Below are 12,961 nucleotides of genomic sequence, written 5' to 3' on the forward strand. Positions count from 1 at the left end.
TACTTTTGTTGACTACCGATGGCATGATGAGCGAAATTGTCCGAAGCAAAAAAGTAGAAAAAGAATATTACGCCCAAGTCGATGGAATCATTACCGAAGAAGCTGTAGAACAATTAAGAAACGGTGTCGAAATTGGTTTACACGGAAAAAAATACAAAACCAAAAAGTGTAAAGCATTTAAATTAGAATCTGAACCAAATTTAGGCGAACGCGGTAAAAAGATTCGAGATGAACGTCACGGTCCAACGTCTTGGGTTTCGATAACTTTAACCGAAGGAAAATTTCGTCAAGTTAGAAAAATGACATCAGCGGTTGGTTTTCCTACATTACGATTGGTTCGAGTTCGGGTTGGAAACATTCATTTGAATGATTTAAAAGCTGGTGAAGTTTTAGAAGTGAGTGGTTTTGATGTATAAAAAAATAACAGCTATTTCAAGAGAAATAACTGTTTTCTGTTTTTGATATATTATAATGATTATTTGAAAATCTCCATAAAAAACGTTTTCATCGCTTCCCAACTTCTTTTATCGGCTAATTCGTTGTAAGCAGCGCCTTTGCTGTTATCGCTTCCAGCATCTTTGTGTGTAAAGGCATGAACTGAATTTGCATAATAAATCATTTGCCAATCGGCTTTTGAAGTTCTCATTTCGTTTTGGAAGGCTTCAATTTCTTTTGCAGGAACATAAGGATCATCCGCACCATGTAACACTAAAACTTTTGCTTTAATTTCATTCGTTGAACTATTCGCAGCTTTTCCTAAACCACCATGAAATGAAACTACTCCTTTTACATTTAAGTTACCACGAGCCGCTTCGATAGCACCTGTTCCTCCAAAGCAATATCCAATAACTGCAATTTGGTTTTTATCGGCACCCGCTTTTACTAATTGGTCAATCGCCAATTGAATTCTTTTTTGGTATTCCGCAGGATTGTTTTTGTAGAAACCAGCATTTTTTCCAGCTTCACCCGTGTTTTTTGGATTGTTTCCAACGCCGTAAATATCCGCTACAAAAGCATGATAGCCTAACTTAGATAAATTTTCAGCTGATTCTTTAGCGTGAGCATCAACTCCCATCCAAGCAGGAAGAACTATAACACCTGCTTTTTTAGGATTAGCTTTTTGTGCTTTAGCAAAAAATCCTTCTAATTTTTGATTACCATCGGCGTAATCTACTTTTACTAATTGTCCAAAGCTATTCATTGTTGCTAAGAGTAAGGTAATGTAAAGGTACTTCATAACTTTTTTTTAGTAAAATTATGAAAATCGATAACAGAAATAGTTAAACAAAAGGTAAAATTGGGATAAATTATTTGATTTTGAACTTCCCAATAGTAGCATCAAAAGTCAAATGTTCGGTATCAAACAACGTATTAAAAATCCCAGTTTGTATTAAATTGCATGGTTGGTCTTGTACAATTTGTGTTGGTGTGAACACAATCATTTCATCAGTCATTTGAATCGCTAAATCGATGTCATGTGTAGAGTAGAGGATGGTTTTGCCAGTTTCGTGCGTGAGTTTTTGCAACAATTTCAATAAAGTTGCCTTGTGAACTAAATCTAAATGAGTAGTAGGTTCGTCTAAAATAATAATCGAAGTATCTTGCGCCAAAGCGCGAGCAATCAAAGCAATTTGCAATTGTCCATCGCTAATTTCATCATGTTTTTTGTGAACCAAATGTTGGATTTCTGTTAAGACAATCGCTTCTTCAATTTTCGTTTTGTCTTCTTCGGATAAAGTACCTAACCAATTGGTATAAGGTTGTCTACCTAGAGCAATGATTTCGTAAACGGTTAAGTTACTTGGCGGTAATTTTTCGGTTAGAACGATGCTTAATTCTTGTGCTAAATCAAGTGGTTTATAACTTTGAAGCGATTTATTTAGTAAAGTAATTTCACCTGATAATGGTGGAATAATTCCAGTTATTGTTTTTAATAAGGTAGATTTTCCAATTCCGTTTTCACCAATTAATGCGATTAATTTGCCTTTTTCCAAACCAAGATTGATATTTTGAGCAATAGTAATCGTTTCCGATTTTGACTTGTAGCCAATCGAAAGATTTTGAGTTTGTATGGTGAAATTTTGTTTGGTCATTGTGAAATACAAAAATAGAGTTTACCACATAGAAACATAGTTTTTTTTGAGTTTTGTTTAGAAACTAAAGTTTTGCATAGGTTTATTCTTTTTCTAATTTTTTGAAATAGGTTTTACCACATAGAAACATAGATTTTTTTGAGTTTTGTTTAGAAACTAAAGTTTTGTATAGTTTTATTTTTTTTCTAACTTTTTGAAATACTCGTTTACAAATGTTTTTTGACCTTCTCTGAAAATATTGAAACAATTAAAGTTAATTATAATTCCTTTTGGGACTTTTAATAAGTTCATATAATTTAAAACTTGAGCGTCATGAATTGGTTTTATTTCTGAAACTGATTTCAATTCAACTACTAAACAATTTTCTACGAATAAATCACAACGAAATTCAATATCTAGTTCTTTTCCTTTGTAAACAACAGGAACTTTAAATTCGGAAACAAAATTTATATTTCTGTTGGTTAATTCCTCAATCATACATTGTTGGTAAACACTTTCTAACAATCCACTCCCCATGTTTTTATGTACTTCAATAGCAGCTCCAATAACATTAAATGTGAGTTCGTCTAAATATTTCTGCGTCATATTTTTTTTATTTACCAAATAGAAACATAGATTAATATTATTTCATTTTTCTCTATGATAAAAAAACTAGTTTTCTATGTATGTCTCAAAAACAATAAACCTGTGTTTCTATGTGGTTTTATCTTATCTAAGTTTTAATCTAAAAACGTTTCTTTCTCACTAACAACCAAATCACAACTGGTGCTCCAATTACAGAAGTTATAGCGTTTATTGGAAGTGTAATATCATTTCCTGGAACTTGCGCAATTGTATCGCAACACAACATGACAATAGCGCCAAGTAACAGCGTACTCCAAAACAACACAAAATGATTACTCGTTTGAAATAACAATTTCGCCATATGCGGAACTGCCAATCCTATAAAAGCAATTGGACCGGCAAAAGCAGTGATGCTTCCTGCTAAAATACTGGTGGCAATAATGATTAAAAAACGCGTTTTTTTATAATTGATTCCGATACTTTGCGCATATTTTTCACCCAATAATAAAGCATTCAAAGGTTTGATAACCATAAAACTAATTCCTATTCCAATGATAACAAAGACGGATAAAAGCGAAATTTCATTCCATGATAAATTCGAAATACTTCCCATGGACCAAAAGGTGAATTTCTGTAATTTTTCAGCAGTAGTAAAATAGGAAAGCACCGAAACAATAGCACTTGTAAAACTTCCAAACATCAGTCCTACAATAAGAATTGCCATGGTGTCTTTTAGTTTTTTCGATACCAATAAAACGGCCATAAAAACTAATAAACTTCCTAAACTTGAAGCTAGAATTAATCCGTAATTTGATAAAAAGAAGGATGAGATAAAGGTGGGTAAAAATCCTGTTCCTAAAATGACAAACGCCACTCCCAAACTCGCACCAGAACTCAATCCTAAAACATAAGGTCCCGCTAATGGATTTCGAAACAACGTTTGCATCAACAAGCCGCTCATTGAAAGTCCAATTCCAACTAAAATTGCGGTTATGGCTTTTGGAAAACGGAAATTCCATAGAATAATTTCCCAACTTTCCTTACTCATTTCTTGTAAAAAAAGTCCGTTAACGACTTCTTTCAAAGGAATAGAAACCGAACCCAAACTAATATCAACCAAAAACAAAAATACCATTGCCATGAGCAAGAGGATGAAAAGAAGATTTTGTTTTTTGGTTATTGGCATCAGTTGATTTTTTTGGCTAAATTACGTTTTTAGAATCTATTTTAGTTGAATAGCACAAAGTTACACGAAGTTTTCACAAAGTTTCACAAAAAAACTTAGCGACTTAGCGTCTTTGCGAGCAAAAATTATTTCAACTTCTCAAAAAAGAACAGCTCATAATCCGGCAACACTTCAGGATGTAAAATTTTTACGATATCTTTCAAAACCAAATCAGGACGATTTTGTGCTAATTCGTAATAAATAACACCACCTGTTTTTCCTTTTTTGGTACTAAAAGAATACACATTTTTGTTTTTAACCGCTTTGAAGTGAATGTAATTTGGATTATTATCCAAAATTTGTTGAATCGAACCAAATTGTCCTGGCCCAATCCAAAAATCAGCTTCTTTTGCCTTGTCCAAAACGCTTTCGAACGATAAAGCTAAGCTTCCGGTTCCTTTGGAATCTTTCCATAAATAATTTCCGTTGGCTTCTTTTAAAAAATAGGCTGCCCAACTATCGCCTTGTGGTAAAAACCATTGGTCTTCGTAGATAGCACCAGCAAAAATGGTAGGTTGGGTTTTAGCCTTTTTCGCTAAAACTAATACGGAATTGTATTCTTTCTCTATCGAATTGAAAATCTCGGTTGCTTTTTCGTCTAAATCATATAATGCACCAAAGAACTTAATCCATTCGGCTTTTCCTAAAGGCGTTTTTTCGGTCCAATCGCCGTTGAATATGATTTTCTGACCATTCTTTTCTAAGTTTTTGTAGGTTTTCAAATCGCCATCTACACTAAAACCAACAATTACATCAGGTTGAATGTCTAAAATTACTTCGGTGTTTAAACCTTGATTGGAACCTAAATCGCGCACTTTTCCAGCATCGATTAAAGCTCTTGTTTTTTCAGATGAAATGTATTCTGTGGTTGGAAAACCAATTAAAGTATTTTCTACCCCTAAAGATTCTAAAGCTGGAATATGCGTTGTTGAGGTTACAATTATTTTCTTAATTGGCACTTCAATCGAAGTAAATTGTTGTAAACTATCTGGAATTTGAACGCCTTTTTTATGAAGAACATAGGTGTAATCATCTTTAGCTTCAGGATACGCATTCGAAACTTTTATAACCGAAAAACCATTGTATTTTTCAATAGAAAATCCTTCTGCATATTCAATGCTGTTTCGAACAGAAGTACTTTGATTTGCAACGTTTTCTGATTTTTTACATTGGGTAAAACCAAAAAATAAAACGATTAAAAAGAAATAATAGCGCATGAAATTGTTTTTTGCAAAAGTAGTTTTTTATTTTTTTGCCACAGATTATAAAGATTAAAAAGGATTTTATTTGTGATACTTTGTGAAAAACTTCGTGTAACTTTGTGTAACAAATAAGACAGAAAGAAATTACCAAAACCACTAAATTTGTCATAAAAAACATGAGAACAGATTCTAACGCTTTCCTTTATGCTGTAGCAACAATAATTTTAGCCCACTTTGTAATTGGCTTTATTTGGTTGTGGCGTAAGATGAATAAGAAGAAGTAGGTTATAATTTAAAATTAATTGGAATTGCATAAGCAACTTTAACAACTTGACCTCTTTGAGTTGCAGGAATAAAATCAGGTAATTTGTTTATTATTCGTTTTGCTTCTTCTTCAAAAAGTGATTGATATTCTGATTTTTTTCCTCTAACTCGAATATTGGTTAATTTTCCATCTTTTTCAATTTCAAATGTAACGATAACACGAGTTTCAATTTTACTTTCTTTTGCTTCTTTCGGATATTTCAAGTGTTTTTCAATGTGTTTTTTCATTTCTTCTTGAAAACAATCTCTTTGCAAGGTTTTTTCGATTTTTTCACATGAATTAAAAAGCGGTACTTGTTCAACTACTGCAAAAGGAATTGACATATCTTCAGTTGGATATGGATCGCCAGCTTCTTGAACCAAAACAGTTTCGGGATCGGAAATTTTTATTTCTCGCACTTCAATTTTTTGAGCTTGTGAAAATGTAAAACTAAATATGATTAAAGCTAAAAATTTCATTCTGAATGAATTTAAAAAAGTGAAATTCAAAGGTATAAAATTAAATTGCAATTTTTGAAAAATATTATACCTTTGCACCCGAATTTTGGTTGTTGTTTCTGATTTTTTTCAAAACAACATTAAAAGGGAATCAAGTGATTGATGACTATTGATTAAGGATTTAAGATTTTTGAAGTTTTTCTGAAATCTAAAATCATCAATCTAAAATCAAAAATCTTGAGCTGTACCCGCAACTGTAAGCTATTAAGCTTGTTATTTTCTACATTACCACTGTTGTTAATTTAGAATTAAGAATTCTGAATTTAGAAAATTTCTAACTTCTAATTTCTAATTTCTAACTTTCGATGGGAAGGTTGATAACAAGACGCAAGCCAGGAGACCTGCCACATTCGTTGAGTAACAAACTTTCGGGAAAAAAAGTTTGAGTATGGGTAAATTCTGTGCTTTTCTCCCAGATTTATTAAAATTTTTATTAACCCTAAAATGAACAAAAAGTTTATTGGCTTAAGTGTATTTACACTAGCTACTGCTTTTGCGTATGCTCAAGATTCAGATACGCTAAAAGTGAACAACTTAAAAGAAGTTGTTATTTCGGACACTAAATTTGCGCAAAGCAAAGAAAAATCAGGTAAAATTATTGAAGTGATTACTGCACAAGACCTAGAAGCTAAAAAAGGTCAAAATTTGGCTAACGTTTTGAGTCAAGTTGCTGGAGTGGAAATCAATGGAAATCAATCGTTTAATGGGAAAAATTTAGGCTATTACATTCGTGGTGGACGTAATCGTCAAGTGGCTATTTATATTGATGGTGTTCCAGTTTCTGATGCTTCAGGAATTAACATTGAATATGATTTGCGTTTAATTCTAGTAGAACAAATCGAGAAAATTGAAGTAATGAAAGGCGCTTCGAGTACGTTATACGGAACTGGAGCGGCAACCGGAGTTATCAATATTACTCTGAAAAAATCAGCAAAAAAAGAGATTTCAGGTAATGCGTACATCAATATGGGAACGCAAAATACTTCAAATACTTCAAAAACGAGTGCACAAGATTTCAATCAAGGATTATCAGTAAACGGAACGATTAATAAAGTTTCCTACATGACCACTTTAAACAGCACGGAAACCAAAGGAATGTCAGAAGCCGCTGGAGAAAATTTCGAAGAAGATACGTTTTCGAGAGTGAATGTGTTGCAGAAAATTGGTTTCAAAGCGAATGATAAATTAAGTTTTGAGTTTTTCGGGAATTATGACCGAATCAAAAATACATTTGATAATTCGTTTGATGGTATTATTGCGAATTCTGACGATTTGAACAACAATAGTTTTTCGGAACAGTTCAGAATTGGATTTTTACCAAAATATAAATACAATAAAGGGGAATTTGCTATTAATGCTGGTGCTTCTACAATTGATAGAGTTTTAAATATTTCAAATTCGTGGTCGGGAACGATTGATAATTACAATTATTCAGGAAGAAGTGCTTCGATTGATGCTTTCAATAAATACAACTTTAGTAAGCAAGTATATTTAGTTTTAGGTGCGCAATATCAATATTTCGATATGACACAAAAAGACGCCTACACTGATGTGGCAAGAGAAAGAGCGAAGTTCAATTTGTTAGATCCGTATGCTACTTTGGTTTTTAATTCCGATTTTGGTTTGAATGTCAATGCAGGAGCTCGTTTCAACACCCATAGCGAATACGGAAATCAAATAGTATATAACTTCAATCCAAGTTATTCATTTGAAAATTTACCATTGAAAGTTTTAGCTTCTTACAGTACGGCTTTCATCACGCCAAGTTTATACCAATTATACGGTCCTTACGGAAATTTAAACTTAACACCAGAAGAAAATGCTACGGCAGAATTTGGTTTTGAATCGCAATTGTTAGATAAAAAATTAACGATAAATGCAGTCGGTTTTTATAGAGAAGAAGAAAATACGTTTGGATTTTTTACTAATCCAATAACGTTTGCTTCAAATTATATCAACATCGACGGAACTTACAATGCAAAAGGAGTAGAAACAAGCGTTCGTTATGCCTTATCAGAACGTTTCAATATTGGTGGAAATTATACTTTTACTCAAGTGGAAGAGCAATTAAACCGATTAATTCCAAAGCACAAAGCAAATATCGATTTGAATTACAAATTTAAAAGAGGAGCATTCGGAATCAATTATCAATATGTAGATAAAAGAAGCGATGCCTATTACGATTCGAATATTTGGGCAACACAGGCTGTTAATTTAGCTGCTTATCAGTTGGTTAATTCGAATATTTCATATGAATTATTACCAAAGCGTTTGCATATTTTTGGAACTGTAACCAATATTTTAAACGAAGATTTCCAAGAAGTAATTGGTTATAATACAAGAGGAAGAAATTATAAATTAGGTTTGAATTTCATGTTTTAACTAAAGTTTAATTATTTGATTTTAAAAGGTTTTGATATTTTTTTATCAGAACCTTTTTTTTATTTGTAACAAAATTAAATTACATTCGTCTTCATTATAAACCAACCAATTACTATGAACCAAAACGAGTTTGTACAAATAATTACTCCTTTTAAGGATAAGTTATTTCGTTTAGCGAAGCGAATGCTCGTAAGTACCGAAGAAGCAGAAGATGCTACTCAGGAAGTGTTGGTAAGATTGTGGAATAAAAATAGTGCTTTAGAACAGTACAATAGTGTAGAAGCTTTAGCTATGACGATGACCAAAAATTATTGTTTGGACCAATTGAAAAGCAAAAGAGCTACTAATTTGCAAATTGTGCATAGTAATTATCAAGACAAGCAAGCGAGTGTTGAAACGCAAATAGAGCATCAAAATACGTTGCAATGGGCCGAAAAGTTAATGAACGATTTACCTGAACAACAACGATTGATCTTACAACTAAGAGAAATTGAAGAATACGAATTTTCGGAAATTGCTCAAGTATTAGAAATGAATGAAACAGCGGTTCGAGTAGCTTTATCAAGAGCACGAAAAACCATAAGAGAACAAATTGAAAAAACACATAATTATGGAACTCAAGTTAGTTGAACAATTATTGGAAAAATACTTTCAAGGAGAAACTACAATAGCAGAAGAAAAACAATTAAAGGCCTATTTTTCTTCCAACGATGTGGCGCCACATTTGGCAAAATATCAATCACTATTTGGTTATTTTGAAACACAAAAAGAAACGCAATTCGAGCAAAAACTTCCATTACAACCTAGAAAACAAAATACTGTAAAATGGATAGGTATTGCAGCAAGTTTTGTAGTGCTTTTTGGATTGGCAACCTTCTATTTTTATCCATCCGAACCTAAGAAAGAAGATTTAGGAACATATGATAATCCAGAAGAAGCCTTTGCCGCCACACAAAAAGCTTTGTTGATGGTTTCAGAACAAGTTAACATTGGCATGGAAAGTGTTGTATATTTAGAAGAATACGAAAAAACAAAAAAAACAATTTTTAAATAATAAGAAAAATGAAAAATTTAGTAGTAGTTATAGCATTTTTAATGGCATCAACAGTTTCTTTTGCACAAGGCGCTTTTGATAAATTTGAAGATAAAGAAGGTGTAGCATCTGTTATTGTTAATAAGAAGATGTTTGAAATGATGAGTAAAGTTAAAGTGGATGCAAAAGATAAAGAAATGCAACAATACATGAATTTACTTAGAAAATTAGATAATTTGAAAGTATTCACCACAAGTAACGCAAAAATTAGTGCCGATATGAAAGCGACTGTAAATAGTTACTTAAAATCGAATCCATTAGAAGAATTAATGCGTGTGAATGGCGATGGTAAAAATGTAAAAATTTATGTGAAATCTGGAGCAACATCAGACATTGTAAAAGAACTTTTAATGTTCGTTGAAGGTTCTAATATTAAAGATGCAGGAACAGTGGTTTTATCATTAACTGGAAACTTTAGCTTAGATGAAATTTCTATGTTAACCGAAAAAATGAATTTGCCTGGTGGTGATGATTTGAAAAAAGCTTCAAAAAAGTAAATCATGAAAAAGTTTCTATTATTTGTTTCAAGTGTGATTTTACTTTGGAGTTGTGAAGACAAACCCACACTTCAAAAGTATTTTGTAAAAAATACAGAATCTCCTAAGTTTATCGCATTAGACTTAGCTTCCAATATCATTAAAACGGATAAAGTTGCATTATCTGAAACAGAAAAAGCGGCATTAGAATCGTTTGAAAAAATGAATATTTTAGCTTTCAGAGCTGATTCAACTGATATTGCCGGATATGACAAAGAAATCAAAGAAGTGAAAGCTATTTTGAAAGACGAAAGCTATCAACAATTAATGAAAGCTGGTTCTGGAAACGATGGTGCCGCTATCTATTTCGTTGGAAGTGATGACGAACACATTGAAGAGTTTGTAGTTTTAGCAGGAAAGAAAGAAAATGGTTTTGCAGTTGTTCGAGTTTTAGGAAACGATATGAATCCAACACACATAATAAATATGTTAAGTTTACTCCAAAAATCACAAGTAGATATGGAGCAATTGAAACCTTTACAACAACTTATGAAATAAAAAAATCCCGCAACTGCGGGATTTTTTAGTTTTTGAAGTATTTTAAAGGAACAATCAACATTCCGAAACATTCTCCGTCTTCTTTTCCTATGTGTTTGTGATGCATTTTGTGAGCTCTTCTAACGGCTCTTGCATAGCGATTATTAGCGTTTCTAAACAACTTAAATCGTTGGTGAATAAAAATGTCATGAACTAAGAAATAAGCTAATCCGTAAGCGAAAATTCCTAACCCAATGGCCAATCCTATTTCTAAGATATTGTGCTGCCATAATAAAAAACAACCAATACTCACCACAGCATAAAAAATAAAGAAAGCATCATTACGTTCAAACCATGAATCGTGATCTTTCTTGTGATGATCGGCATGTAAACTCCATAAAAATCCGTGCATAATATATTTATGACTAAACCAAGCCATAAATTCCATAAAGCAAAAAGTGGTAAAAAAAACCAAAACGTGTAACCACATAATATTTTAAATTTTAATAATTAATTTTCAAAGTCAAGAACAAGTTCAAAGTAAATCTAACATCCATCATCTAACATCCATCGCCCATCAAATAATATTCAATCTGTATTTAACGTAACATCTCGCCAATAATTCTACTTTTTGATAATCAGAAACTCGTATACGCGTATTTTTGATTTCTAAAGAAGGTGTTTTTTGAAGTTTTTTCAATAATTTTTTATAATATCTGTACGCCGTATAAACGCCAAATTTAGCTTCTAAAGGTAAGTTTTTGATTCCTTCATAAGCCGCTTCAAAATCACTTTCAATATCAGCAATGATTTCTTGTTTCGATTTTTCATCTAATTGATTCAAATCGGTATTTGGGAAATAAGTTCTACTTAATTCTTCAAAATCAGCTTTTAAATCGCGTAAGAAATTCACTTTTTGAAAAGCCGAACCTAAACGCATAGCCGAATCTTTTAATTGATTGTACTTTTCATCATTTCCGTTTACGAAAACTTTCAAGCACATTAATCCCACAACATCAGCTGAACCATAAATATATTCTTGATATTCTTCTGTTGTTTTGTATTCACTTTTGCTTAAATCAAGTTTCATGCTTTTCATAAAAGCATCAATCATTTCCTGTGGAATATTATATTTATTCACAGTATGTTGAAATGAATTTAAAATTGGATTTAAGCTAATTCTTTGAGATAGCGCTAAACTTAATTCATTTTCAAACTGAGAAAACAAGGCTTCTTTATCGTAATCGTGAAAAGTATCTACAATTTCATCCGCAAAGCGAACAAAACCATAAATGTTATAGATGTCTTGTCGGATACTAGGAGCCAACATTTTTACAGCAGATGAAAATGATGTGCTGTACGCTTTCGTAACTTTTACGCTACAATCAAATGAAACGTTATCAAAAATGGACTTCATACTATTGATACTTTTTTATTAAATCGGCAACTAATTTTCCTGAAATTAAGGACGGAGGTACTCCTGGTCCTGGTACGGTTAATTGTCCAGTAAAATACAAATTTTGCACTTTTTTACTTTTCAATTTAGGTCTTAAAAAAGCGGTTTGCAGTAAGGTATTTGCCATACCGTATGCATTCCCTTTGTACGAATTATACTCTTTAACAAAATCTTTTACACAAAATGATTCTTTAAAGATAATATTATTTTTTACACTTTGATTAGTTAGCTGTTCTAATCGAGTTATTATTTTTTCAAAGTACAATTCTCTTAGCTCATTTGTGTCCTCTAGTCCTGGTGCTAAAGGAATTAAAAAAATGCCTGCTTCATTTCCTTTTGGAGCTGAATTTTCATCTGTTTTTGATGGAAAACTTGCGTAAAATAAAGGTTCTTCTGGCCATTTTGGATTATCGTAAATAGCTTCAGCATGTATATCAAAATCAACATCAAAAAATAATGAATGATGTTCTACGTTTTCAATTTTTTTATCAAACCCAACATAAAATAGGAGAGAAGAAGGTGCAAATGTTTTGTTTTCCCAATAAACTTCTGAGTATTGGCGATATTTTTTATCTAATAATGTTTCTGAATGATGATAATCAGCACCACTAAGAATCACATCGGCAATTACAATTTTATTATTTACAAGTAATCCTGTAGCTTTTCCTGCGCTTACTTCAATTTTTTGCACATTCGCATTGGTTTCGATTTTGACTCCTAATTCTTTAGCCAGTGTTTCCATAGCTAAAATAACCGAGTACATTCCATTCTTTGGATGCCAAGTTCCCAAACCAAAGTCGGCAAAGTTCATAAAGTTGTAAAAAGAAGGTGTATCGCTTGGTTTTGCTCCTAAAAATAACACGGGAAACTCTAAAATTTGAACCAATTTCATATTCTTGAATCGTTTTCGAACATCTTTTTTAATGTTACTGAAAAATTGATTCACTTTTTTAGCTGTTTCTAAAGTAATCAATTCCAAAGGAGATTCTCCTGGACGATATACCAAATCTTTAATAGCAATATCATAATTGCTTTTAGCTTCCGCCATAAATTGCTCTAATTGTTTTCCGCTACCTTTCTCAATAGATTCAAAAGTTTTTACAATTTCTGG

At 32.0% G+C, this 12,961-nt stretch carries 15 protein-coding genes and 1 riboswitch; of the genes, 6 read left to right on the forward strand and 9 right to left on the reverse strand.

Features of this window, described 5'->3' with window-relative positions; translation table 11 throughout:
• A partial coding sequence (locus B4I81_RS02615; protein WP_291107096.1) for a pseudouridine synthase occupies window positions 1-416 on the forward strand: 416 nt, incomplete at its 5' end.
• Window positions 417-475: 59 nt separating this feature from the next.
• On the opposite strand, the gene B4I81_RS02620 is transcribed toward B4I81_RS02615, so the two are convergent.
• The 6 genes from B4I81_RS02620 to B4I81_RS02645 form a co-directional block, all read right to left on the reverse strand.
• Window positions 476-1,237, reverse strand: a complete 762-nt coding sequence (locus B4I81_RS02620; RefSeq protein ID WP_291107098.1) for a dienelactone hydrolase family protein — start codon at window positions 1,235-1,237, stop codon at window positions 476-478.
• Between the two features lie 70 nt (window positions 1,238-1,307).
• The gene (locus tag B4I81_RS02625; RefSeq protein WP_291107101.1) at window positions 1,308-2,093 is read right to left on the reverse strand and encodes an ABC transporter ATP-binding protein; all 786 of its coding nucleotides are present in this window, start codon (window positions 2,091-2,093) and stop codon (window positions 1,308-1,310) included.
• A gap of 174 nt (window positions 2,094-2,267) precedes the next feature.
• Window positions 2,268-2,678 carry a GxxExxY protein gene (locus B4I81_RS02630; protein WP_291107104.1) on the reverse strand — a complete coding sequence of 137 codons (411 nt, stop codon included), beginning with the start codon at window positions 2,676-2,678 and terminating at the stop codon, window positions 2,268-2,270.
• Window positions 2,679-2,817: 139 nt separating this feature from the next.
• Window positions 2,818-3,843, reverse strand: coding sequence for a FecCD family ABC transporter permease (locus tag B4I81_RS02635; protein ID WP_291107108.1), 1,026 nt, complete (start codon window positions 3,841-3,843; stop codon window positions 2,818-2,820).
• A 125-nt stretch (window positions 3,844-3,968) separates the two neighbouring features.
• Complete coding sequence (locus B4I81_RS02640) at window positions 3,969-5,099, reverse strand: ABC transporter substrate-binding protein (protein WP_291107111.1); 1,131 nt, start codon at window positions 5,097-5,099, stop codon at window positions 3,969-3,971.
• Window positions 5,100-5,369: 270 nt separating this feature from the next.
• A complete protein-coding gene (locus B4I81_RS02645; RefSeq protein ID WP_291107114.1) occupies window positions 5,370-5,867 on the reverse strand; it encodes an energy transducer TonB in 498 nt (165 codons plus the stop codon).
• Between the two features lie 69 nt (window positions 5,868-5,936).
• Window positions 5,937-6,269: riboswitch (cobalamin riboswitch) on the forward strand.
• 81 nt (window positions 6,270-6,350) lie between these two features.
• On the opposite strand from B4I81_RS02645, the gene B4I81_RS02650 reads away from it, so the two are divergent.
• The 5 genes from B4I81_RS02650 to B4I81_RS02670 all read left to right on the forward strand — a co-directional run bounded on the left by B4I81_RS02650 (window position 6,351) and on the right by B4I81_RS02670 (window position 10,415).
• Window positions 6,351-8,288, forward strand: a complete 1,938-nt coding sequence (locus B4I81_RS02650) for a TonB-dependent receptor plug domain-containing protein (RefSeq protein ID WP_291107117.1) — start codon at window positions 6,351-6,353, stop codon at window positions 8,286-8,288.
• Between the two features lie 114 nt (window positions 8,289-8,402).
• Window positions 8,403-8,918 carry an RNA polymerase sigma factor gene (locus B4I81_RS02655; RefSeq protein ID WP_291107120.1) on the forward strand — a complete coding sequence of 172 codons (516 nt, stop codon included), beginning with the start codon at window positions 8,403-8,405 and terminating at the stop codon, window positions 8,916-8,918.
• Window positions 8,899-9,342 carry a hypothetical protein gene (locus tag B4I81_RS02660; protein WP_291107123.1) on the forward strand — a complete coding sequence of 148 codons (444 nt, stop codon included), beginning with the start codon at window positions 8,899-8,901 and terminating at the stop codon, window positions 9,340-9,342. Before B4I81_RS02655 ends, B4I81_RS02660 begins: the two co-directional genes overlap by 20 nt.
• A gap of 8 nt (window positions 9,343-9,350) precedes the next feature.
• Window positions 9,351-9,878, forward strand: coding sequence for a DUF4252 domain-containing protein (locus tag B4I81_RS02665; RefSeq protein ID WP_291107126.1), 528 nt, complete (start codon window positions 9,351-9,353; stop codon window positions 9,876-9,878).
• Between the two features lie 3 nt (window positions 9,879-9,881).
• Complete coding sequence (locus tag B4I81_RS02670; RefSeq protein ID WP_291107129.1) at window positions 9,882-10,415, forward strand: DUF4252 domain-containing protein; 534 nt, start codon at window positions 9,882-9,884, stop codon at window positions 10,413-10,415.
• Between the two features lie 25 nt (window positions 10,416-10,440).
• On the opposite strand, the gene B4I81_RS02675 is transcribed toward B4I81_RS02670, so the two are convergent.
• The 3 genes from B4I81_RS02675 to B4I81_RS02685 form a co-directional block, all read right to left on the reverse strand.
• Window positions 10,441-10,884 (reverse strand): sterol desaturase family protein, encoded by a 444-nt coding sequence (locus B4I81_RS02675; protein WP_291107132.1) that lies wholly within the window; start codon window positions 10,882-10,884, stop codon window positions 10,441-10,443.
• An 87-nt stretch (window positions 10,885-10,971) separates the two neighbouring features.
• A complete protein-coding gene (locus B4I81_RS02680) occupies window positions 10,972-11,811 on the reverse strand; it encodes a phytoene/squalene synthase family protein (protein ID WP_291107135.1) in 840 nt (279 codons plus the stop codon).
• Window position 11,812: 1 nt separating this feature from the next.
• A partial coding sequence (locus B4I81_RS02685; protein WP_291107138.1) for a phytoene desaturase family protein occupies window positions 11,813-12,961 on the reverse strand: 1,149 nt, incomplete at its 5' end.

This window comes from Flavobacterium sp. UBA6195, from assembly GCF_002422095.1.
Taxonomy (GTDB): Bacteria; Bacteroidota; Bacteroidia; order Flavobacteriales; family Flavobacteriaceae; genus Flavobacterium.